The 21,284-nt window shown below is 67.7% G+C and carries 23 protein-coding genes; 15 read left to right on the forward strand and 8 right to left on the reverse strand.

The features are described from left to right. Positions 1 to 9: 9 nt before the first annotated feature. From mrdA to HUS23_03190, 10 genes are all read left to right on the forward strand, one after another. A complete protein-coding gene (mrdA, locus tag HUS23_03145) occupies positions 10 to 1,863 on the forward strand; it encodes a penicillin-binding protein 2 (protein QKT02876.1) in 1,854 nt (617 codons plus the stop codon). Next, positions 1,860 to 2,996, forward strand: a complete 1,137-nt coding sequence (gene rodA / locus HUS23_03150) for a rod shape-determining protein RodA (GenBank protein ID QKT02877.1) — start codon at positions 1,860 to 1,862, stop codon at positions 2,994 to 2,996. The genes mrdA and rodA overlap by 4 nt, the downstream gene beginning before the upstream one ends. Before the next feature lie 43 nt (positions 2,997 to 3,039). Further along, positions 3,040 to 3,996: a lytic murein transglycosylase B gene (gene mltB, locus HUS23_03155; protein ID QKT04946.1), complete on the forward strand. Its 957-nt coding sequence runs from the start codon at positions 3,040 to 3,042 to the stop codon at positions 3,994 to 3,996. Between the two features lie 4 nt (positions 3,997 to 4,000). Beyond that, a complete protein-coding gene (locus HUS23_03160) occupies positions 4,001 to 4,924 on the forward strand; it encodes a septal ring lytic transglycosylase RlpA family protein (GenBank protein ID QKT02878.1) in 924 nt (307 codons plus the stop codon). A gap of 121 nt (positions 4,925 to 5,045) precedes the next feature. After that, the gene (locus HUS23_03165) at positions 5,046 to 6,182 is read left to right on the forward strand and encodes a D-alanyl-D-alanine carboxypeptidase (protein QKT02879.1); all 1,137 of its coding nucleotides are present in this window, start codon (positions 5,046 to 5,048) and stop codon (positions 6,180 to 6,182) included. Positions 6,183 to 6,204: 22 nt separating this feature from the next. Then, entirely contained in the window at positions 6,205 to 7,068 is an 864-nt protein-coding gene (locus HUS23_03170) for a D-amino acid aminotransferase (protein QKT04947.1), read from the forward strand. Positions 7,069 to 7,095: 27 nt separating this feature from the next. Continuing rightward, positions 7,096 to 7,359, forward strand: a complete 264-nt coding sequence (locus HUS23_03175) for a DUF493 domain-containing protein (GenBank protein QKT02880.1) — start codon at positions 7,096 to 7,098, stop codon at positions 7,357 to 7,359. Positions 7,360 to 7,364: 5 nt separating this feature from the next. Further along, complete coding sequence (lipB, locus tag HUS23_03180) at positions 7,365 to 8,018, forward strand: lipoyl(octanoyl) transferase LipB (protein QKT02881.1); 654 nt, start codon at positions 7,365 to 7,367, stop codon at positions 8,016 to 8,018. A 96-nt stretch (positions 8,019 to 8,114) separates the two neighbouring features. Further along, complete coding sequence (lipA, locus tag HUS23_03185; protein ID QKT02882.1) at positions 8,115 to 9,083, forward strand: lipoyl synthase; 969 nt, start codon at positions 8,115 to 8,117, stop codon at positions 9,081 to 9,083. A 36-nt stretch (positions 9,084 to 9,119) separates the two neighbouring features. After that, entirely contained in the window at positions 9,120 to 9,893 is a 774-nt protein-coding gene (locus HUS23_03190) for a YdcF family protein (GenBank protein ID QKT04948.1), read from the forward strand. On the opposite strand, the gene HUS23_03195 is transcribed toward HUS23_03190, so the two are convergent. After that, entirely contained in the window at positions 9,832 to 10,851 is a 1,020-nt protein-coding gene (locus HUS23_03195; protein ID QKT02883.1) for a succinylglutamate desuccinylase/aspartoacylase family protein, read from the reverse strand. The genes HUS23_03190 and HUS23_03195 overlap by 62 nt on opposite strands. Positions 10,852 to 10,964: 113 nt before the next feature. On the opposite strand from HUS23_03195, the gene HUS23_03200 reads away from it, so the two are divergent. After that, complete coding sequence (locus tag HUS23_03200; GenBank protein QKT02884.1) at positions 10,965 to 11,906, forward strand: AEC family transporter; 942 nt, start codon at positions 10,965 to 10,967, stop codon at positions 11,904 to 11,906. A gap of 77 nt (positions 11,907 to 11,983) precedes the next feature. Further along, complete coding sequence (locus tag HUS23_03205) at positions 11,984 to 12,442, forward strand: Rrf2 family transcriptional regulator (protein ID QKT02885.1); 459 nt, start codon at positions 11,984 to 11,986, stop codon at positions 12,440 to 12,442. A gap of 95 nt (positions 12,443 to 12,537) precedes the next feature. Here HUS23_03205 and HUS23_03210 read toward each other — a convergent pair whose 3' ends face one another. Next, a complete protein-coding gene (locus tag HUS23_03210) occupies positions 12,538 to 12,996 on the reverse strand; it encodes a peptidylprolyl isomerase (GenBank protein ID QKT02886.1) in 459 nt (152 codons plus the stop codon). Positions 12,997 to 13,170: 174 nt separating this feature from the next. Here HUS23_03210 and HUS23_03215 point away from each other — a divergent pair, with 174 nt between their 5' ends. After that, positions 13,171 to 14,616 (forward strand): nodulation protein NfeD, encoded by a 1,446-nt coding sequence (locus tag HUS23_03215; GenBank protein QKT02887.1) that lies wholly within the window; start codon positions 13,171 to 13,173, stop codon positions 14,614 to 14,616. Next, positions 14,613 to 15,401 (forward strand): slipin family protein, encoded by a 789-nt coding sequence (locus HUS23_03220; protein ID QKT02888.1) that lies wholly within the window; start codon positions 14,613 to 14,615, stop codon positions 15,399 to 15,401. Before HUS23_03215 ends, HUS23_03220 begins: the two co-directional genes overlap by 4 nt. Here HUS23_03220 and HUS23_03225 read toward each other — a convergent pair. The 6 genes from HUS23_03225 to HUS23_03250 all read right to left on the reverse strand — a co-directional run bounded on the left by HUS23_03225 (position 15,394) and on the right by HUS23_03250 (position 20,014). Then, entirely contained in the window at positions 15,394 to 15,804 is a 411-nt protein-coding gene (locus tag HUS23_03225; GenBank protein QKT02889.1) for a ClpXP protease specificity-enhancing factor, read from the reverse strand. The two genes, HUS23_03220 and HUS23_03225, sit on opposite strands and share 8 nt — an antisense overlap. Further along, the gene (locus HUS23_03230) at positions 15,804 to 16,403 is read right to left on the reverse strand and encodes a glutathione S-transferase N-terminal domain-containing protein (GenBank protein ID QKT04949.1); all 600 of its coding nucleotides are present in this window, start codon (positions 16,401 to 16,403) and stop codon (positions 15,804 to 15,806) included. Before HUS23_03230 ends, HUS23_03225 begins: the two co-directional genes overlap by 1 nt. A 133-nt stretch (positions 16,404 to 16,536) precedes the next feature. Next, the gene (locus HUS23_03235; GenBank protein QKT02890.1) at positions 16,537 to 17,277 is read right to left on the reverse strand and encodes a cytochrome c1; all 741 of its coding nucleotides are present in this window, start codon (positions 17,275 to 17,277) and stop codon (positions 16,537 to 16,539) included. Beyond that, the gene (locus tag HUS23_03240) at positions 17,274 to 18,497 is read right to left on the reverse strand and encodes a cytochrome b N-terminal domain-containing protein (protein QKT02891.1); all 1,224 of its coding nucleotides are present in this window, start codon (positions 18,495 to 18,497) and stop codon (positions 17,274 to 17,276) included. The genes HUS23_03235 and HUS23_03240 overlap by 4 nt, the downstream gene beginning before the upstream one ends. Continuing rightward, positions 18,497 to 19,096 (reverse strand): ubiquinol-cytochrome c reductase iron-sulfur subunit, encoded by a 600-nt coding sequence (gene petA / locus HUS23_03245; protein ID QKT02892.1) that lies wholly within the window; start codon positions 19,094 to 19,096, stop codon positions 18,497 to 18,499. Before petA ends, HUS23_03240 begins: the two co-directional genes overlap by 1 nt. A gap of 159 nt (positions 19,097 to 19,255) precedes the next feature. Beyond that, complete coding sequence (locus HUS23_03250) at positions 19,256 to 20,014, reverse strand: Nif3-like dinuclear metal center hexameric protein (protein QKT02893.1); 759 nt, start codon at positions 20,012 to 20,014, stop codon at positions 19,256 to 19,258. A 68-nt stretch (positions 20,015 to 20,082) separates the two neighbouring features. Here HUS23_03250 and HUS23_03255 point away from each other — a divergent pair, with 68 nt between their 5' ends. Next, positions 20,083 to 21,246 carry a Do family serine endopeptidase gene (locus HUS23_03255; protein QKT02894.1) on the forward strand — a complete coding sequence of 388 codons (1,164 nt, stop codon included), beginning with the start codon at positions 20,083 to 20,085 and terminating at the stop codon, positions 21,244 to 21,246. Positions 21,247 to 21,284 lie beyond the last annotated feature (38 nt).

The raw sequence follows: 21,284 nt of genomic DNA on the forward strand, positions 1-21,284 counted from the left end.
CGGCTACCGATGCCGAGAAGCCCCTATGCGCAACTCCAGGATGCCGGCGGCGAGGCCCGCCTGATCGGCACGCGCGCCTTGATTGCTGCCGTGCTGGTGGTGCTGGCGCTGCTGGGGCTGATCGCCCGGTTGAGCTTCCTGCAGATCGTCGACCATGGGCATTACACCACCCTGTCGCACAACAACCGCGTCAACATCCTGCCCGTGCCCCCCACGCGCGGCCTGATCTACGACCGCAACGGCGTGGTGCTGGCCGAGAACCTGCCGAGCTTTAGCCTGGAACTGGTCATCGAGCGCGTGCCCGACCTCGAGGCCACGCTCGCCGAGTTGGGCGAACTGATCGAGATCACCGAGGCGGACCTGCGCCGCTTTCGCAACCTCGCCCGCGCGCGCCGACCCTACGAAGGCGTACCGGTACGCACCCGCCTCAGCGAGGAGGAGACGGCGCGCTTCGCCATCAACCGGCACCGTTTTCCGGGTGTGGATATCGAAGCGCGGCTCACGCGTCACTACCCGCTGGGGGCCCTCACCGCGCACGTGGTGGGCTACGTCGGACACATCAACGCGCAGGAACTCGCCCGCATCGACCGCTCCGCCTACCGTGGCACTACCCACATCGGCAAGGTCGGCATCGAGCACCGCTACGAACAGGAGCTACTCGGCCAGGTCGGCCTGCAACAGGTCGAGACCAACGCCCTCGGGCGCATCTTGCGCGTACTCGAGCGCGTCGACCCCGTCCCCGGCAAGGACCTGCACCTGAACATCGACGTGCGTCTGCAGGTGGCCGCCGAACGCGCACTCGATGACCGCCGCGGCGCCGTGGTGGCCGTGGACGTGCACACCGGCGCCGTCAAGGCGTTGGTCAGCCTGCCGACCTACGACCCCAACCTGTTCGTGGACGGTATCGACCGCGAGACGTACAACGCGCTGATGAACTCGCCCGGGCGGCCGCTGTTCAACCGCGCGTTGCGCGGCCAGTACCCGCCCGGCAGCACGGTGAAACCGTTCGTCGGCCTGGGCGGCATCGAACTCGGCCTCAACACGGCGTCCGAGGGGCTGCACTGTCGCGGCTGGTACACCCTGCCGAACGACGACCGGCGCTACCGCGACTGGCGCCGGCAGGGACACGGCCACACCGACCTCGACAAGGCCATCGTCGAGTCCTGCGACATCTATTACTACGACCTCGCCCACCGCATGGGTATCGACCGGCTGTCGGACTACATGCTGAGCTTCGGTTTCGGTAAGCACACCGGCATCGACATCAGCGGCGAGGCGCGCGGCCTGATGCCCACCCGCGACTGGAAGCGCGGCGCCCGCGGCCAGGCGTGGTTTCCGGGCGAGACCCTGATCGCCGGCATCGGCCAGGGCTACATGCTCTCCACACCGTTGCAGCTCGCGACGATCACCGCCACCCTGGCCAACAATGGCCGGCGCCTGCGCCCGCAGGTAGTCAACAGCCTGTACAACCGCGCCAACGGCGAGATGCAGACCCGTCTGCCGGAGGTCACCGACACGATGACGCCGAGGAGCGCCGCCAACTGGCAGCAAGTGCAGCACTCGATGATGCGCGCCGTGCACAGCCCGCGCGCCACCGCCCGCAGTATCGCCAACGCCGAGTACCGCATCGCCGGCAAGACGGGCACTGCGCAGGTATTCGGGCTCGCCCAGGACGAGGAGTACGACGAAGAGAACGTGGCCAAGCACCTGCGCGACCACGCCCTATTCGTCGCCTACGCACCCGCCGAGGAGCCGCGCCTGGCGGTGTCGGTCATCGTGGAGAACGGCGGTAGCGGCGGCGCCGTGGCGGCGCCGGTCGCACGCCAGGTGCTGGACGCGTACTTTTTGGAGGCGCAGCCATGAGCCTGCTGTCCGTAGGCTACCGGCGGGGAGACGAAATGCGCCATGAGGCCGGCGTGTGGGCCCGCCTGCACATCGACCTGCCGCTGCTGGTCGGTCTGCTGCTGATCGCGGGCGCCGGGCTGGTAGTGCTGTACAGCGCGGGCGGCGAGGACATGGACCTGGTCTGGCGCCAAGTGGTGCGCCTGGGGCTCGGTTTCGCCGTACTGGTCGCACTGGCACAGGTACGTCCCACCACGCTGCGCGCGTGGTCGCCCTGGGTGTTCAGCGTCGGGCTGCTGTTGCTGCTCGCGGTGTTGTTCTTCGGCGAGGTCGGCAAGGGCGCGCAGCGCTGGCTGGACCTCGGCGTGGTCCGCTTCCAGCCCTCGGAGCTCATGAAGCTCGCCGTCCCCATGATGGTCGCCTGGTTCCTGGCCGAGCGCCCGCTGCCGCCCACCCTCGGACGCCTGCTCGGCGCGGCGCTGCTGATCGTGGTGCCGGTCGCGCTGGTGGTCAAGCAGCCCGACCTCGGCACCTCACTGCTGATTGCCGCCTCGGGGGCCTTCGTGCTGCTGTTGGCCGGCCTGCGCGCGCGCATCATCGGCATTTTGGCCGCTTTGGGAGCGGCGACCGCGCCGGTGGCCTGGCACTTCCTGCACGATTACCAGCGCCAGCGCGTGATGACGTTCCTGAATCCCGAGAACGACCCGCTGGGGGCCGGTTATCACATCATCCAATCGAAGATCGCGATCGGCTCGGGCGGGCTCTACGGCAAGGGCTGGCTGAACGGCACGCAGTCGCACCTGGACTTCCTGCCGGAGCGCTCCACGGACTTCATATTCGCCGTATTCGGCGAGGAGTTCGGCTTCGTCGGGGTGGTGCTGCTGATTGCGCTATACCTGTTCGTGATCGGACGCGGGCTGTACATCGCGGTCCGGGCGCAGGACAACTTCGGGCGCCTGGTGGCCGGCAGCCTGACGCTGACGTTTTTTGTGTATCTGTTCGTGAACATCGGCATGGTCACGGGCCTGCTGCCGGTGGTCGGGGTCCCGCTACCGCTGATCAGCTATGGGGGCACCTCCATGGTGACCCTGATGGCGGGGTTCGGTATCCTCATGTCGATTCAAACGCACCGCAAAATGCTCGCGGGCACGTGACGCGCCGCGACGCCAGGGGGAGAACGTGAAGCACTACGGATTGATGGCTGGGTTGTTCCTCTTGTTCGGCTCCAGCGCCCACGCGGCGCTGCTCGAGCGCCCGGAGCTGCAACGTTTCATCGACGACATGGTGGACCGCCACAGCTTCGAGCGGCCCGAACTCGAACGCGTCTTCAGCCAGACCGAGTTGCGTCCCGACATCATCCGCGCCATGACGCGCCCCGCCGAGCGCCGCCCCTGGCACCAGTACCGCCCCATTTTCCTCACCGGCGACCGCATCAACGGCGGCGTCGCGTTCTGGAACGAGCACGCCGACACGCTGGCCCGCGCCGAGCAGACCTACGGCGTGCCCGCCGAGATCATCGTCGCCATCATCGGCGTGGAGAGCCGCTACGGACGGCACAAGGGCAGTCACCGCGTGATCGACGCGCTGGCGACCCTCGCGCTCGACTACCCGCGGCGCGCGCAGTTCTTCACCAGCGAGCTCGAAAACTACCTGCTCATGACGCGCAAGGAAGGCTACGACCCGCTGGACATGATGGGCTCCTACGCCGGTGCCATGGGCAAAGCACAGTTCATGCCCAGCAGCTTCCAGGCCTACGCGGTGGACTTCGACGGCGACGGGCGACGCGACCTGTGGAACAGCGCCGCCGACGCCATCGGCAGCGTCGCCAATTACCTGCGCGCCCATCAGTGGCAGCGCGGCGGGCCGATCGTCAGCCGCGCCCAGCTGGACGGCAACGGCTATCGTGAAGTGCTCGAGCGCGGCATTCGGCCGCACTCCACCGCCGAGGAGCTGACGGCCCACGGCATCCGTGTGGGGCAGGCCGTACCCGACAGCGTGCGCGGTGCGCTGATCGAGCTCGAGACCGAGAACGGCGTCGAGCATTGGGTCGGTTGGCAGAACTTCTTCGTCATCACGCGCTACAACCACAGTTCGCTGTACGCGATGGCGGTGCACGACCTCGCCCAGGCCATCCGCGCCGCGCGCGAGAAGTAAGCCGATGAGCGGTCGCACTCTGCACGGCCTGTGGCCGTGGGCCGGGATGGCCGTGTTCTCGTTACTGCTCGCGGCGTGCAGCTCGCCGCGCGAGCCGGTGCAATCGGCCCAACCCTCGCAGCCCGCGGAACCCGTCAAGCCGACCTCGGTCGCGCGGCCGATTCCGCCCTCCGGTCCCGACCCGGACGGCGCGCCGGCGGGCCGCGTGGACGTTACCCATGTGGCGAACGCGGTGCCCCGTCCGGAGCCGCGCGCCCGCTACGGCAATCCGGCCCGCTATACCGTGATGGGGCAGACCTACCACGTGCTGGACACCGCCGAGGGCTACGCCGAACGCGGTCTGGCGTCCTGGTACGGCACCAAGTTCCACGGCCGGCGCACCTCCAGCGGCGAGATCTACGACATGTATCAGATGACCGCCGCCCACAAGACCCTGCCCTTGCCGAGCTACGCCCGCGTCACGCATCTGCAGACGGGGCAGAGCATCGTGGTGCGCATCAACGACCGCGGTCCGTTCCACGAGGGACGCATCATCGATCTGTCCTACGTGGCCGCCAAGCGCCTGGGGATGATGCAGGCGGGCACCGCGCCGGTGGAGGTGGTGGCCATCGTACCCACGGAGGCGCCGCTACAGGCCGAGGCACCGGGGCTGATCCGCCCGGTCGAGGCGCCGCCCGTGGAGGTGCGCCCCGGCGCGCGCCTGTACCTGCAGGTCGGCGCGTTCACGCGTCGCGAGCGGGCCGAGGCCCTGCGTCAGGACTTGGCGCAGCACCTCGAACGCGAGGTGGTGGTCACGCAGGGGGGCTCCCACGACCAGCCGGTTTACCGGGTGCGCTTGGGGCCGCTGGCCGACACCACCGAGGCGGATGCGCTCACCCGCCGCGTCGGGCCGCTGGGTATCATCAGCCCGCATCTGGTGATGGAGTAGCGCTTTGCGAACCAGACCTATCCCCGGCCGCTCGGCGGGCCGTACAATTTCCGAGGCGGTGCCCCGGTCCGGCACCGCACCTTTCCGTTCATGCCGTAACAGCGCAGCGAGTCGACTCACCATGACGTCAAGAATCCTACTCCTCGGTCTCCTCCTCGCCCTGCTCACCGCGCCGGTCGGCGCGAGCAGCATCATTCCGGCCGCACCGGCCATCGCCGCCAAGGGCTACCTGCTGATGGATTTCCACAGCGGCCAGGTGCTTGCCGAGGAGAACGCCGACGCGCCGCTCGAACCGGCGAGCCTCACCAAGATCATGACCGCCTACGTGGTATTCCACGAACTGGCGCAGGGGAACATCGCGCTCGACGACGAGGTGCTGGTGAGCGAGAAGGCCTGGCGCATGCCCGGCTCGCGCATGTTCATCGAGGTCAACAACCGCGTGTCCGTCGAGGACCTGCTGAAGGGCATGATCATCCAATCCGGCAACGACGCCAGCGTGGCGCTGGCCGAGCACGTGGCCGGCGGCGAGGACGCCTTTGCGCTGTTGATGAACAATCACGCGCGCCAACTCGGCATGAACCACTCCAACTTCCTCAACAGCACCGGCCTGCCGCAAGCCGATCACATCACCACGGCGCGCGACATGGCGCTGCTGGCCCGCGCCCTGATCGAGCGCTTCCCCGAATACTACGGCTGGTATTCCGAGCGCAGCTTCACCTACAACGGCATCACGCAGCACAACCGCAACCGCCTGCTGTGGCGCGACGAGAGCGTGGACGGCTTCAAGACCGGCCACACCAACGCCGCCGGCTACTGCCTGGTGGCGTCGGGGCAGCGCGGCGACATGCGTCTGATCTCGGTGCTGCTCGGCGCGGCCAACGAAAACGCGCGCGCGGCCGAATCGCACAAGCTGCTCAACTACGGTTTCCGCTTCTTCGAGACCCACCGCCTGTACGCCGCCAACGAGGCGCTGACCGACATCCGTATCTGGCGCGGTGCCGCCGAGACCTTGCCGGTCGGCCTGACGGAGCCGCTGTACATCACCGTGCCGCGCGGCCAGTACGACAACCTGAAGGCGACCATGGCCATCGACGGGCAGATCGTCGCGCCGACCGAGAAGGGTCGCGAGCACGGCTTTGTGCACGTGACGCTGGGCGATCGGGAACTGGCCAGCCGGCCGCTGGTGGCGCTGGACGACGTCGGCGAGGGCGGCCTCTGGCAGCGCCTGGTCGACAACGTCAAGCTGATGTTCCAGTAGGCGCGCACCCATGGCGGAGCCGATGCATCCCAGCAGCCTCGTCTACCTCAACGGCGCGTTCATGCCGGCCACCGAGGCCAAGGTCTCGGTGCTCGACCGCGGCTTTCTGTTCGCCGACGGCGTCTATGAGGTCATCCCGGTGTACGGCGGCCACCTGTTCCGCCTGGAGCACCACCTGCAGCGCCTCGACGACAGCCTGGCGGGCATCCGCCTGGCCAACCCGCTGTCGCACGAGGCGTGGCGCACGCTGCTGGAGGAACTGGTGCGCCGCAACGGCGATGGCGACCAGTCGCTATACCTGCAGGTGACGCGCGGCGTGGCGAAGCGCGACCATGCCTTTCCGGCCGCTGTCGAACCGACCGTATTCGCGATGTCCTCGCCCCTGCTCGAACCCGCCGAGCAGGTGCGGCGCGAGGGCGTGGCCGCGATCACGGTGGAAGACATCCGCTGGAAGCTGTGCCATATCAAGTCCATCGCCCTGCTCCCCAACGTGCTGCTGCGCCAGCACGCCGTCGAGGCGGGCGCGGCCGAGGCCATTCTGGTGCGCGGCGAACAGGTTACCGAAGCGGCGGCCAGCAACGTGTTCGCGGTGCTGAACGGGATCATCGTCACGCCGCCCAAGAGCGCCTTGCTGCTGCCGGGCATTACCCGCGACCTAGTGGTGGAACTGGCGCGCGAGCACGACCTGCCGCTGCGCGAGGACATCCTCTTAGCGGACGATCTACCCGACGCGGACGAGATTTGGCTCACCAGTTCCACCCGCGAAGTGACCGCCGTCACGCGCCTCGACGGCCATCCGGTCGGCAGCGGCAAGCCCGGCCCCATGTGGGCCCGCATTACGGAACTCTACCGCGCCTACAAGGCGCGGCTGCGCGCCGGCGGCTGAGCGTCGGCGCCGCACACAGGAGGTGACATGGGAGAGGACAGCCCCCTACAGTTTCCCTGCCGTTTCCCCATCAAGGTGATGGGGCCCACGCGGCCCGGCTTCAGCGAGGAGGTGTGCCGACTGGTGCGCGCCCAGGCGCCGGACCTCGGCGACGCCGACGTGCGCTGCCGCGCGAGCAGCGGTGGGCGCTACCTGTCTGTCACCGTCACCATCAATGCCCAGAGCCGCGCGCAACTCGACGCCATCTACCAGGCACTCACCGCTTGGGAAGGCTCGAGTTTCGTGCTGTAGACGCGATGCGGATGACAGCATCGGCGCCCAGGGCGGACGCCGTGCAGGTGCGCCGGCTCGGGCGGCGGGACTACCGTCCCGTGTGGCAGGCCATGCAGACCTATACGGACAGCCGCGGCCCGGACTCCCCGGACGAGCTGTGGGTCGTTGAACACCCGCCGGTGTATACCCTCGGCCTGAACGCCAAACCCGAACATGTGCTCGACCCGGGTGACATCCCGCTGGTCCCCGTGGACCGCGGCGGCCAAGTCACCTACCACGGCCCCGGCCAGGTGGTCGTGTACACGCTGCTGGACCTGCGCCGCCGCGGCCTGGGGGTCAGGGAGCTGGTCGACCGGCTGGAGCTGGCGGTGATCGACTTGCTGGCCGCCGAGGGCGTGACGGGTGAGCGCCGCCGCTCGGCACCGGGTGTGTATGTGGGCGGCGCCAAGATCGCCGCGCTCGGCCTGCGCGTACGCCGCGGCTGCGCCTATCACGGCCTGGCCTTGAACGTCGCCATGGACCTCGCGCCCTTCGCGCGCATCAACCCCTGCGGCTACCCCGGCCTGCCGGTTACCCAGCTGGCCGATCTGACCGCGCTGAACGACGTCGAAGCGGCCGCCGAGCGGCTGCTCGTGCATTTGCAGGCGCGCCTCGCGGAGGCCTCGCGCGCCGCGTGAGCGCTCGGCGCGAGGCCGATCACGGCCCGCACGGTTTGTGCACGGCCCGACAGGGCCTACAATAGCCCCCTTTGCCGCCACGGCCCGGAGCCGCGCATGTCGGATCATCCCCTGGACGAGCTGCCCCCGGTAGCTCCCAATCCCCTAAAAGGGGCCTCGAAGACGGCCCGCATCCCCATCAAGGTGGTGCCGGCCGAGCGCCCGCTGCGCAAGCCGCACTGGATACGCGCGCGCTCGCCGAACAATCCCGAGGTGGTGCGGCTCAAGCAGGTCCTGCGCGAACATCGCCTGCACACCGTGTGCGAGGAGGCCTCCTGCCCCAATCTCGGCGAGTGCTTCGGTCACGGCACGGCGACGTTCATGATCCTCGGCGAGTTGTGCACGCGCCGCTGCCCGTTCTGCGACGTGGCCCATGGCCGCCCGCAGCCGCCCGACCCCGAAGAGCCCGCCAACCTCGCCCGCACCGTGGCGGCCATGGGGCTGCGCTACGTGGTCATCACCTCGGTGGACCGGGACGACCTGCGCGACGGCGGGGCGGCGCACTTCGCCGCCTGCATCCAGGCCGTGCGCGCGGCCAGCCCCCAGACCCGCATCGAGGTGCTGGTGCCGGACTTCCGCGGCCGCGAGGCGCGCGCGCTAGAGGCCTTGGCGGCCGCGCCGCCGGACGTCTTCAATCACAACCTGGAGACCGTTCCGCGCCTGTACAAGCAGGCCCGGCCCGGGGCGAGCTACGAGGGTTCGCTGCGCCTGCTGCAGGCCTTCAAGCAGCGATTCCCCGCTATCCCCACCAAATCGGGTCTGATGGTCGGTCTGGGCGAGAGCGACGCCGAAATCGAAGAGGTGCTGCGCGACCTGCGCGCCCACGGCTGCAATATGCTGACACTGGGCCAGTATCTGCAGCCGAGCCGGCACCACCTGCCGGTGGCCCGCTACCTGCCGCCCGAGGGCTTCGCCCGCCTCGGCGAGGCTGCGCGCGCGCTCGGCTTCGACAACGTGGCCAGCGGTCCCATGGTGCGCTCCTCCTACCACGCCGATCTGCAGGCGGCGGGCGAGGCCGTGCGCTAAGCCTTGTCGCTAGCCCTCACCCGCCTCGCCGAAGCGCTGGTCCTGCCGCCCGGCGGGCCGCTGCTGCTGGCTCTGATCGGGCTGTTGGCGCTGCGCAGGCGCCCGCGGCTCGGCGGCGCACTGCTGCTCACCGGCTGGTTCGCCCTGTATCTGCTCAGCCTGCCCCTGGTGGCGCAGGCCCTCGCCGCGCGCCTGGAAACCGCGCCCGCCGTGTCGGCACAGGCGGCACGCGCCAGCGACGCGGGTGCCGTGGTGGTCCTGGGCGGCGGACGCTACGTGGATGCGCCCGAGTATGGCGCCGATACCCTCTCGCGCTGGCCGCTTGAGCGGGTGCGCTATGCGGCCCACCTGGCGCGGGCGACAGGGCTGCCCGTGCTGGTGAGCGGGGGCGCGCCATTCGGCGGCGAGCCCGAAGCCGACCTGATGGCGGCGGTGTTGCAGGAGTTCGGTGTGAGCGCGCGCTGGCTGGAGCGCGACAGCCGCACCACCTGGGAGAACGGCACCTACAGCGCCAGCCTGCTCGCCCCGCACGGCATCGAGCACGTGCTGCTGGTGACCTCCGCCTGGCACATGCCGCGCGCGCAGCGCGCCTTCGAGCGCGCCGGCCTGACGGTGGTGGCGGCGCCCACCGGCTACACGCGCTTACGCCATCCGGCCCGGCGCGGCGAGGACTTCCTGCCGAGCGCCGAGGCGCTGGACATCAGTCGGCGGGTGCTGCGCGAGGAGCTCGGCGCGCTGGTCTACCGCTTCAGGCCGTCTCCTGCAACGGCAGGCGCTCCATCAGGTAGCACAGACAGTCCTGGCGAATGATGTTCTCGTCGCGGGTCAGCATGGACGGCATCACCGGCAGGCGGGTACGCAAGGTGCCCTGCTCCACCGTGAAGTACCGCTCGCCCACGTCGGCGCCCTGCTCGTCCCACGCCTCCAGCCGAACATGGCACCCGTTGACGTATCCCAGCACGGTACCCTGCGGCAGTTCGTGGAAGTTGTAATGATCCAAGTCCTCGGCGAAACACAGACTGCAGTCCTCGGTGGGCTGCGCTCCGAAACCAAAGCGCGTGTGCGGGGGCACCTTTACCACCGCCACGGTGTGAAACAGCCCGATGTCCTGCGGCGCCACCGGATGGCTCGGCAGCTCATTCAGATGCAGGCAGGCCTCCAGATAATCGAGCGCATGAGCCATGCTGCCCGCCTGACCCGGCTGGCCGCACTCCAGCGTGACCGCCGGACACAGCTCAGCGAAGGCCATGGACTGCACGCCGTCGGGCTTGCGGAAATACACGACCGTGCGGCTGAACAGCGTGGCCAGGTGCAGGTACGCGGGCATGAGTCGGTTCACGCAGGCGTAGTGCGGATTGCGGCCGGTGTTGTTGTGCACGTCCACGCTGGCGAACACGCCGCGCGCGGCCATCGCCGCCACCACCTCGGCCATCAGCGCCCGTTCCGGGGCGAAGTCCTTCCCCGGCGTCCACACGCGGTTATAGTCCGGCTGTCCCGGCAGGCGGCGCACGCCGGCGCGCGCCGCCGCGACGTTGCCGACGAACAGCGACAGCGCGCGCGGCAACGCCCGCCCGGCGTAGCGCGCAAGCAGCGCACGCACGGCGTCCCACCCGGTGGTCTCGTTGCCGTGCAGCAGTACCGACACGAACAGCGGCGGCTCGCGCCGGCCCGGCAAGTGGATCAGCGTCGGCCCCCGCAGGAGCTCCCACACGCGCGCAGCATCCCGGGTCAGCAGTCCGTCAGGCAGCGCGTCCAGTACCGTCAACATGCGTGTTCCCTTCTCCGTGTCGTGCCGCGTGCGCGGATCCCATTGCTCTCTCATTGTATCCAACACACGCCGCGGCCCGGGCGTGTCGGCGTCACCGGAGCGCTACGCCGCGTATGATCGATGTGCTGATACAAATGGGCGGCCTGATCCTGTGCGGCGTGCTGTGGCGCGCTTGGCAACCGGGAGGCCTGCAGGCCGACGCGGTGCGTCCGGCGCTCACCGCCCTGGTGTACTACATCTTGCTCCCGGCACTGATACTCAGGGTGTTGTGGCAGGCGCCGCTTGGCGCCGACAGTCTGCGGCTGGCCCTGCTGGCCGCCGCGACCATACTACTGGCCCTGGCGACCGCCGCAGCGGTCTACCGCGTGGGCCGCACGCCGCCACGGCTCGCCGGCGCGCTGGTGCTGGCCGCGGCCTTCCCCAACGTCATCTACCTCGGTTTGCCGGTGGTGGGTCAGGCGCTGGGCACGTGGGCGCAAGCCATCATCATCCAGTACGATCTGTTCGCCGCCTTCCCGCTGCTGATGACCGTCGGGGTCTTGATCGCACAGCATTATGGGCAACGCGCCGATGGCCGGCGCGGCACCACGCCGCTGACGCCGCGCCGGCTGCTGCGCGCCTTCGCTGCGGTGCCGCCCCTATGGGCCGGTATCGCCGCCGTCGGGCTCAACCTCGGCGGCGTGGGGCTGCCCGAGGGGTTGGACCGGTGGCTGGAGCTGTTGGGCAATGGCGTCGTCCCGCTGATGCTCATCGCGCTCGGGATGGCACTGCGCTGGGACGTGGTGCACTGGCGTCGTCTGCCGGTGCTGGCGCCCGCGCTGGTCATCCAGCTAGCACTGATGCCGCTGTTCGCCTGGTGGGCAGGCCCGGTGCTCGGCCTGCCATCCGCCACCCTGGCGGTGTTGGTCTTGGGCAGCGCGATGCCCAGCATGGTGATCGGTTTGGTTTTTTGTGATCGTCACGGGCTGGATACTGGGGCCTACGCCGCGGCGGTGACGCTGTCCACCGCATGCAGCGCACTCACGCTGCCCCTCTGGCACGCGCTGGTCGGCTGAGCGGAACTAAAGTTGACCGCGTTAGTCAGGCTTACTATAGGTACAATGTTTGTCTGCACCTGCAGGAAGGAATGAACATGCGTCTGTCCCCGAAAGGCCGTCATGCGGTCACCGCTTTGCTCGATCTGGCCCTGCATCAGGACCAGAAGGCCGTCCCGCTGGCGGAGATCACCGCGCGGCAGAACATCTCCGGCTCTTACCTCGAGCAGCTGTTCCGCCACCTGCGCCAAGCCGGCGTGGTACATGGCACCCGGGGACCGGGCGGTGGCTACCGCCTGGCGCGCGTGGCCGATGAAATCACGGTCGGCGAGATCATTCGCGCCGTGGAGGGCGAAAGCGGCACGCCGCCGGCACACGCCCAGCCGGGCCAGAACCTTCCGCAACAGCTTTGGCAAGAGGTAAGCCAGTCCCTGTACGGCGTGCTGGACGGGATGACGCTGGGGCACCTGGTGCGTCGGCCCGCGCCGGGACGCCACAAGGCGGACCTGCGAACGCTCACCCGCGCCCACGAGGAGCGTACCCGCTCAGCCGCCTAGAGGTCGGCCTAGATGTCGGCTGGAGCAGCCGTGATCTGACAGCGCTGCGCCCGGTTTGCGCCGGGCGCAGCGCGTTTGAGTAGGGTCGATCGGCGTCAGTGGGCGTGGCCGTGAGCCAACTCTTCCTCGGTGGCGTCGCGTACGTCGATGATCTCGACGTCGAAGGTCAGATCCATGCCCGCCAGCGGGTGATTGGCATCGAGCACCACGCCGCCGTCCTTGACCTCCTTCACCGTCAGCACGATCGGCCCGTTGGGGCCCTCGGCTGCCACCTGCATACCCACCTGCGGCGTCATGTCCTCGGGAAACTTGTCCGGCGTGACCTCGAACTCGGCCTCGGGATTCTTCGGGCCGTAGGCCTCGTCGGCGGACACGTGAACCCGGGCCTTGTGTCCGACTTCCGCCCCATCCAGCGCCTTCTCCAACCCCGGCACGATATTGCCGAAGCCGTGCAGATAGGCCATGGGCTCGCCGTTGCTGGCGTCCAGCACCTGGCCGCTGCCGTCCGTGAGTGTGTATTCCATCGAAACCACTCGGCCATTCGCTGCCTTCATACCCTAATCCTTCCTGTGTGCGTAAAAACCCACACTATAGCGAAGGGTGCCGGGCGTGTCGCCCCTCCCATGACGTGCCCCGCGTAGTGCGGCGTGACGCTCATTCGATCAGTGACTTGCGTCCGGCGGAGGGCATTGCCCGCACTCCCGAGGCTGGCTATGCTTGGGGAACGCATGAATATCCCTTTGAACCGCCGTAGCTTCCGTCTGTTGGCGAGCACCCTGCTCCTGCTGCTCGCCGTGCCGTGGCTGATAGCGCAGGAGATCGCGCCCGGCCCCGGTCCGGCGGTGGTGCTCGACATCGAGGATGCCATCGGTCCCGCGACCAGCGACTACGTGCAGCGCGGGCTGCGGGAGGCCGCCGAGCGCGGCGCGCCACTGGTAGTGCTACGCATGAACACCCCGGGAGGCCTGGACGCCTCCATGCGCTCCATCGTTCAGGAGATCCTGGGCTCCCCCATCCCCATCGCCACCTACATCGCCCCGACCGGCGCGCGCGGTGCCAGCGCCGGCACCTACATTACCTATGCCAGCCACATTGCCGCGATGGCGCCGGCCACCAGCATCGGCGCCGCCACGCCCGTGCAGATGGGCGGCGCGCCGGGGGCGCCGGAGCCCGAGCAGCCCCGCGAGCGGGAACGCGAAGAGGATGGGGATGCGCCCGAGGAGGAGCGCCAGGAACGGCCACGCGAAGGCACGCCGCAACCCGGTACGGCCATGGAGCGCAAAATCATCAACGACGCCGTTTCCTACATCAAGGGGCTGGCCAACCTACGCGGCCGCAACGCGGAGTGGGCCGAGCGCGCGGTGCGCGAAGGCGTGACGCTAACCTCGGAGGAGGCGCTGGCCGAGGGCGTCATCGACGTATTGGCCAAGGATCTGCGCGATCTGCTGGAGCAAATCGACGGACGCACGGTGGAGGTACAGGGTCAGGAGCGGCTGCTTGCCACGGCAGAGCTCGCCATCGAGCACATCGAGCCCGATTGGCGCACACGGCTGCTGGCGGTGATCACCAATCCGAACGTGGCGTACATTTTGATGCTGATCGGCATCTACGGCCTGATCTTCGAGTTCGCCAATCCCGGCAGCATCGTACCCGGGGTTGCGGGCGCGGTGTCCCTGATCCTTGCGCTGTTCGCCTTCCAGGTGTTACCGCTCAACTACGCCGGTCTCGGGCTGATCATCCTAGGCATCGCCTTGATGGTAGCGGAGGCCTTCGTCCCCAGTTTCGGCGCCCTGGGTATCGGCGGCGTGATCGCGTTCGTCATCGGTTCGGTGATGTTGTTCGACACCGACGTGCCCGGCTTCGAACTCGCGCTGCCGCTGATCGGCGCGGTAGCCCTGCTCAGCGCCGTCATGCTCACCGTCTTGCTCGGCATGGCGGTCCGGGCCCGGCGTCGCCCCGTGGTCTCGGGCGCCGAGTCGCTGGTCGGCGACCACGGCGTCGCGCTGGGTGATTTCGGCGCTGAACAGCCAGGTTACGTGCGCGTGCAGGGCGAGGCCTGGCACGCGCACAGCGCGCTGCCGGTACGGCGCGGGCAGGCGATCCGCGTCATCCGCATGGACGGCCTGTCGCTCGAAGTGGAACCCGCGGACTCGGCAAAGGAGAGAACAACATGACCCTGTACTTCGTGTACCTGCTGATCGGCGCCGTCATCCTGATCCTGATGAGCGCATTCCGAATCCTCCGCGAATACGAGCGCGGCGTGATTTTCCAGCTCGGCCGGTTCTGGAAGATCAAAGGACCGGGGCTGATCGTCGTCATCCCCGGCATCCAGCAGATGGTGCGGGTGGATCTGCGCACCGTAGTGATGGACGTGCCCAGTCAGGACGTGATCTCGCGCGACAACGTCTCCGTGAAGGTCAACGCGGTGATCTACTTCCGCGTAGTGGACTCCCAAAAGGCGATCATCCAGGTGGAAAACTACTTCGACGCCACCAGCCAGCTCGCCCAGACCACGCTGCGCTCGGTGTTGGGACGCCACGACCTGGACGAGATGCTGGCCGAACGCGACAAGCTGAACAACGATATCCAAGACATACTGGATGCGCAGACCGATGCCTGGGGCGTGAAGGTGGCCAATGTGGAGATCAAGCACGTGGACATCGATCCCTCCATGGTGCGGGCCATCGCGCGCCAAGCGGAGGCGGAGCGCGAGAAGCGCGCCAAGATCATCCACGCGGCGGGCGAACTGGAAGCGTCTGAGAAGCTGCTGGAGGCGGCGCGCGTTCTCGCGCAGCAGCCCCAGGCGCTGACCCTGCGTTACCTGGAAACGCTCGGGGGGCTGGCCAGCGACAAGAGTTCGACCATCGTGTTCCCCTTGCCCATCGACCTACTGAACCGCTTGAGCGGCGGGCTCCTCGACGACCAGACCGGCGCCGGTCGCGAACGCGGAACTACTTGACGACGCTGAGCTTGGGCCGGCCCCGTCCGGGGCCGGTGCCACCGCCGTCCGGACCGTCCGGGCCGTCGTCGCCGTCACCCTCGCCCTCGTCTTCCCCGTCGTTGGGAAACATCATGCCCCGACCGTTCTCGCGCGCGTAAATTGCCAGCGCCGCATCGGGAGGAAAACTCACCGTCACCGCCTTGCCGGAGAAGCGGGCACCGAACCGCACCTCGTCGTTACCGAGGTGCAAGCCGTGTACTGCGGCCGGCGCGAGATTGAGGACGATCTTGCCGTCACGCACGAACTGGGGCGGCACACTCACGCCGGTGGCGGCTGCGTCGACCAGCACGTAGGGCGTGAGGTCGTTGTCCACCAGCCATTCGTACATCGCGCGCAGCAGGTAAGGGCGCGTGGAAGTCATCAGAACTGCAGATCGCTCTCGCGCGGGCTGAGGCTTTGGCGAAAGGCCTCGCGTTCGAACAGGCGCTGGGCATACTCGCCCACCGACTTGGCCGCCGATCCCGGCAGCTCGATCCCGAAGCTCGGCAACCGCCACAGCAAGGGCGCGATTGCACAATCCACCAGGCTCAGCTCGTCGCTGAGGAAAAAGGGTTTCTGCTTCAGCACCGGACCGAGCATGGTCAGCCCGTCGCGCAACTCCTGGCGCGCCGCCGCGCTCGCCTTGGTCTCGCGCCCCGCGAGTTGTGCGGCGAGCGGATACCAGTCGCGGTCGATGCGGTAAAGCATGAGACGATTGCGCGCACGCGACACCGGATCGACCGGCATCAGCGGGGGGTGCGGGAAGCGCTCGTCGAGGTACTCCATGATGACGCGGGAGTCGTACAACACCAGATCCCGGTCAACCAGCGTGGGGACTTCGTTGTAGGGATTCAGGTCGGCCAGATCTTCGGGCTTGCGCTCGGCGTCGACGTTGTGGACTTGCGCGCTAACGCCCTTCTCTGCCATCACCAGGCGCACGCGATGGCTGTGCAGACAGTTATCACCTGAATAGAGGATCATGTCGCTCACAACCGTATTGATCCAGGGGGGCGAACCTTCCACGGCCGTCCTCGCCCCGGCGCGACGCGCCTCCTGGTACTGAATAAAACTGCGGGGGCATCCCTGCCCCCGCGGCTTGCGGGTTCAATCCGCGTTAGTGCACATCCTTCCAGTACTCTTTCTTGAGAGCGTAGGCGAGCACCGTAAAGATCGCCAGGAACAGCAGCACCCACAGACCCAAGCGCTGGCGGTCGAGGGCCATCGGTTCACCCATGTAGACCATGAAGTTTACCAGGTCGTTGACCGCCACGTCGTATTCGGCAGGCGTGAGCGATCCGCGGCGCGCCATCTGGTAGCCTTCCAGGACCTGGGCCTCATCGCCATTCGCATCGGTCTCGGTGCGATAGACCGGTGCTTTCAGGCCCTCGAGTTCCCAAAGCACGTGCGGCATGCCGACATCAGGGAAGGCCGCGTTGTTGACGCCGAAGGGCCGGTCCTCGTCCACGTAGAAGGTACGCAGGAAGGTGTACAGCCAATCGGCCCCGCGCGCGCGGGCGATCACGCTGAGGTCGGGCGGCGCCTTGCCGAACCACTCGGCCGCCTCAGCGCGCGGCATGGCCACGCTCATGGTGTCGCCGATGCGCTCGGTCGTGAACATCAGGTTCTCGGTCACCTGGCTTTCGGTGAGCGCAAGGTCCTCACCCATGCGGTTGTAACGCATGTAGTTGGCCGAGTGACACGACAGGCAGTAGTTCACGAACAGGCGTGCCCCGCGCTGCAGGGAGGCCGTGTCCTCCAGATTGACGTTGGCGCGGTCCAGCGGGACGGCAGGTCCCGCGGCGGCGGCCCATCCGGGGAGGACCGCCAGGATCAAGGCGATGACGAATTTCTTCATTGGGTCACCCTCTCCGGAACGGGCTTGTTCTTCTCCATGCGGGTGTAGATCGGCATGAACAGGAAGAACGCGAAGTACAGGACGCTGAAGATCTGCGCGAACAGCGTGTAGGTCGGGGTCGCCGGCTGCGTACCGAGGAAGCCCAGCACCAGGAAGCTGACCACGAAGATGGCGAGCGCCCACTTGAACTGCCAACCGCGGTAGCGGATGGAGCGCACCGGGTTACGGTCCAGCCACGGCAGCACGAACAGCACCGCGATCGCCGCGCCCATGGCCACCACGCCCCAGAACTTGTCCGGCACCGCACGCAGGATCGCGTAGTACGGGGTGAAGTACCACAGCGGCACGATGTGCTCCGGCGTCACCAGCGGGTCGGCGGGCACGAAGTTGTCGCGCTCGAGAATCCAACCGCCACCGTCCGGGAAGAAGAACACCACCACCGCGAACACAATCAGGAACACGCCGACGCCGACGATGTCCTTGACGCTGTAGTACGGGTGGAACGGGATGCCGTCGCGCGGAATGCCGTTCTCGTCCTTGTGCGCCTTGATCTCCACGCCGTCGGGGTTGTTCGACCCCACCTCGTGCAGCGCGATGATGTGCGCGACGATCAGCGCGAGCAGCACCAGCGGCAGCGCGATCACATGGAAGGCGAAGAAGCGGTTCAGCGTCGCGTCGGACACCACGTAGTCACCGCGCACCCACAGGGCCAGCGGCTCACCCACATAGGGAATGGCACCGAACAGCGAGATGATCACCTGCGCGCCCCAGTAGGACATCTGGCCCCAGGGCAGCAGGTAGCCCATGAAGGCCTCGGCCATCAGGACGAGGTAGATCAGCATGCCGAAGATCCACACCAATTCGCGCGGATGCTTGTACGAGCCGTACATCATGCCGCGGAACATGTGCAGATACACCACCACGAAGAACGCCGAGGCGCCCACCGCATGCATGTAGCGGATCAGCCAGCCCCACGGCACGTCGCGCATGATGTACTCGACGGACCCGAACGCGAGGGCCGCGTCGGGCTTGTAGTGCATGGTGAGGAAGATGCCGGTGACGATCTGGAGAACCAGAATAAGCATCGCCAGCGAGCCGAAGTAATACCAGAAGTTGAAGTTCTTGGGTGCGTAGTACTGCGCCAGGTGCTCGTTCCACATCTTGGAGACGGGGAAACGCGCATCCAGCCAGCCGAGCAGGCCACTATTGTATTTTTCCATTAGGCGGCTCCTTCCTCGTCTTCACCGATCACGAGCAACGTGTCGGACAGGTAACGATGCGGCGGCACCTCGAGGTTGGTGGGCGCGGGGACGTTCTGATAAACGCGGCCGGCCAGATCGAAGCGCGAACCGTGGCAGGGGCAGAAGAACCCGCCGCGCCAATCGGCGCCGAGATCGGCGGGGCCAATGTCGGGGCGGTAGGTCGGCGCGCAGCCCAGGTGGGTGCAGATACCGATCACGACCAGGTACTCGGGGCGGATGGAACGGGTGACGTTCTGCGCGTAGGCCGGCTGCTGGTCTTCGTTCTGCGACTCGGGGTCACGCATGCGCTCGCTCAGCTGCGGCAGGTCGTCGAGGTTGCGCTCGGTGCGGTGCACGATCCACACCGGCCGCCCGCGCCACTCGACGGTCATCATCTGGCCGGGGGTCAGTTTGCCCACGTCCACTTCGACCGGGGCACCGGCCGCCTGCGCCCGGGCGCTGGGCTGCATGGACACGATGAAAGGCACGGCAACGTAACCGACCCCGACGGCGCCCACCACTGTGGTGGCCGCAGTAAGGAACCGGCGCCGCCTTACGTCTACGCCTTCTTTGCTCATTACTGCTCTCCCAAAGGCTGCGCGAAAGTCGCTAGGATGCTAAAAATCCGGGAAGGGGCGCGTTAGAGATTCAGAATATTCTAAGGGTCGCGCCCAAAACTGGGCGGTAGTTTCGTACAGTTACCCTTTTGAGGTCAAGTTGGACGCAGAAGGCGGCGACTACGCCGGATTTTCGACGTCGATGAAGCGGTGCTCGATGCCAAAGTGCTCGGCCAGGTGCCTCCCCAGCGCCTGCACCCCATAGCGTTCGGTGGCGTGATGCCCGGCGGCGAAGAAATCGATGCCCTCCTCGCGCGCCACATGGACCGTCTGCTCGGACACTTCGCCCGTAATGTACGCATCCACCCCCGCCGCCACCGCCTCCTCGATATAGCCTTGCGCTCCGCCGGTGCACAGCGCCACCCGCTGCACCGGGCCGGCGCGTCCCGCGACGTGCAGCGGCACACGTCCGAGCGCCTGGGCGATCCGCTCGGCAACGAGTTGCCCTTCGATCGGGGCTTCCAACTCACCGCGCCAGACCAGCGCAGTCCCGTCGCGCCCGTCGAGCGGTTGTGCATTTACCAGGCCGAGCCGCGACGCGAGCTGAGCGTTGTTGCCCAATTGGGGATGAGCATCGAGGGGTAGGTGATAGGCGAGCAGACTCATGTCGTTAGCGAGCAGGCGCTGCAGGCGCCGCCGCTTCATGCCGACCACACGCGGGTCCTCGCCACGCCAGAAATAGCCGTGATGGACCAACACCGCATCCGCCTGCGCCTCCACCGCGGCCTCGATCAGCGCGAGACTGGCGGTGACTCCGCTGACCACCCGTTGCACCTCTCCGCGCCCCTCGACCTGCAGGCCGTTGGGCGCGTAGTCCTGGAAGCGCTCGACGGCCAACAGGCGCGCCAGGTAGTCGGTCAGCGTGCGTAACTCTACCATGTCAAAGGCACCTCCATGGTTTACTATTTCTTTGGGACGCATGTCTCGTCGCGAGTATAAATCCCACTATGCGCTTACGAAGAATTCCCGGCTTTTTGCTGCACGTCGCCACCCTGGGCATTGCCCTGGGCGCCTTGGCGCTGGTGTTGCGGGCCGACCTCGGCCAGCCGACGGTGGTCGAGTTCCGCGAGGCCCCCGCGCGCGCGACGGATATGCAACAGGTGGCGGAAGCCGGCGCCCCGCCGAGCTATGCCCGGGCCGTGGCCGCCGCGGCGCCCGCGGTGGTGAATATCCACACCGAAAAGGCCGTGGTCCGTCAGCTGCCGCCGATGTTCGAGGACCCGGCCCTGCGCCGCTTCTTCGAGGATGAACAGCGCGGCAATCCCCGCCCGCAGCAGGAAACCAGTCTCGGTTCGGGCGTGATCGTCAACCACCAGGGCTATATCCTCACCAACTTCCACGTGATCGACGGCGCCGAGGACATCACGATCGCGCTGCAGGACGGGCAGTCCTTCAGCGCCGCGGTGATCGGCTCGGATCCGGAGACCGACCTGGCGGTGCTCAAGATCAACGGCAGTGAGCTGCCGAGCATCATCCTCGGCCGCTCGTCGGGCATCCATGTAGGCGACGTGGTGCTGGCGATCGGCAACCCGTTCGGCGTGGGGCAGACCGTCACCTCCGGCATCGTCAGTGCGACCGGACGCACGCGACTCGGCCTCAGCACCTTCGAGAACTTCATCCAGACCGACGCGGCCATCAACCCAGGCAACTCGGGCGGCGCGCTGGTCAACGCGCAAGGCGAGTTGCTCGGCATCAACACCGCGATCTTCTCACGTACCGGCGGCTCGCAGGGCATCGGCTTCGCCATCCCGGTCGATCTCGCCAAGACGGTGCTGAGCGAGATCCTGGAACACGGTTCGGTGACGCGCGGCTGGCTGGGCATCGAGATCCAGGACGTGACGCCGGAACTCGCCGAATCTTTCGGCCTGGACGAGGCGCGCGGGATCGTGGTGGCCGGCGTGTTGCGCGGCGGGCCGGCGGAGCGGGCCGGACTGCAACCGGGCGACGTCATCGTGCGCATCGAGGAGCAGGCGATTCGCGATGTGGCCGAGGCCTTGGAGGCCATTACCGCGGCGCGGCCCGGTGAGACGCTGCAACTGCACGGTGTGCGCGCCGGCAAACCCATCGCATTCCAGAGCACGGTGCAACGGCGTCCACAGCAGCCCGGCTGACGGCGGTCACCCTGCTCGCTTAAAGAAAAGGCCGCGCG

It is taken from the genome of Ectothiorhodospiraceae bacterium 2226, from assembly GCA_013348725.1.
Lineage (GTDB): Bacteria > Pseudomonadota > Gammaproteobacteria.

Coding starts and splice junctions, on each gene's coding strand:
- HUS23_03170 (QKT04947.1), top strand. CDS start 6,205: ATGCATCCCAGCAGCCTCGTCTACCTCAACGGCGCGTTCATGCCGGCC.
- HUS23_03255 (QKT02894.1), top strand. CDS start 20,083: ATGCGCTTACGAAGAATTCCCGGCTTTTTGCTGCACGTCGCCACCCTG.
- HUS23_03200 (QKT02884.1), top strand. CDS start 10,965: ATGATCGATGTGCTGATACAAATGGGCGGCCTGATCCTGTGCGGCGTG.
- HUS23_03195 (QKT02883.1), bottom strand. CDS start 10,851: ATGTTGACGGTACTGGACGCGCTGCCTGACGGACTGCTGACCCGGGAT.
- HUS23_03225 (QKT02889.1), bottom strand. CDS start 15,804: ATGACTTCCACGCGCCCTTACCTGCTGCGCGCGATGTACGAATGGCTG.
- mltB (QKT04946.1), top strand. CDS start 3,040: ATGGCTGGGTTGTTCCTCTTGTTCGGCTCCAGCGCCCACGCGGCGCTG.
- HUS23_03250 (QKT02893.1), bottom strand. CDS start 20,014: ATGGTAGAGTTACGCACGCTGACCGACTACCTGGCGCGCCTGTTGGCC.
- lipA (QKT02882.1), top strand. CDS start 8,115: ATGTCGGATCATCCCCTGGACGAGCTGCCCCCGGTAGCTCCCAATCCC.
- HUS23_03165 (QKT02879.1), top strand. CDS start 5,046: ATGACGTCAAGAATCCTACTCCTCGGTCTCCTCCTCGCCCTGCTCACC.
- HUS23_03220 (QKT02888.1), top strand. CDS start 14,613: ATGACCCTGTACTTCGTGTACCTGCTGATCGGCGCCGTCATCCTGATC.
- petA (QKT02892.1), bottom strand. CDS start 19,096: ATGAGCAAAGAAGGCGTAGACGTAAGGCGGCGCCGGTTCCTTACTGCG.
- HUS23_03175 (QKT02880.1), top strand. CDS start 7,096: ATGGGAGAGGACAGCCCCCTACAGTTTCCCTGCCGTTTCCCCATCAAG.
- rodA (QKT02877.1), top strand. CDS start 1,860: ATGAGCCTGCTGTCCGTAGGCTACCGGCGGGGAGACGAAATGCGCCAT.
- HUS23_03160 (QKT02878.1), top strand. CDS start 4,001: ATGAGCGGTCGCACTCTGCACGGCCTGTGGCCGTGGGCCGGGATGGCC.
- HUS23_03205 (QKT02885.1), top strand. CDS start 11,984: ATGCGTCTGTCCCCGAAAGGCCGTCATGCGGTCACCGCTTTGCTCGAT.
- HUS23_03240 (QKT02891.1), bottom strand. CDS start 18,497: ATGGAAAAATACAATAGTGGCCTGCTCGGCTGGCTGGATGCGCGTTTC.
- HUS23_03235 (QKT02890.1), bottom strand. CDS start 17,277: ATGAAGAAATTCGTCATCGCCTTGATCCTGGCGGTCCTCCCCGGATGG.
- HUS23_03230 (QKT04949.1), bottom strand. CDS start 16,403: ATGATCCTCTATTCAGGTGATAACTGTCTGCACAGCCATCGCGTGCGC.
- lipB (QKT02881.1), top strand. CDS start 7,365: ATGCGGATGACAGCATCGGCGCCCAGGGCGGACGCCGTGCAGGTGCGC.
- HUS23_03210 (QKT02886.1), bottom strand. CDS start 12,996: ATGAAGGCAGCGAATGGCCGAGTGGTTTCGATGGAATACACACTCACG.
- mrdA (QKT02876.1), top strand. CDS start 10: ATGCCGAGAAGCCCCTATGCGCAACTCCAGGATGCCGGCGGCGAGGCC.
- HUS23_03215 (QKT02887.1), top strand. CDS start 13,171: ATGAATATCCCTTTGAACCGCCGTAGCTTCCGTCTGTTGGCGAGCACC.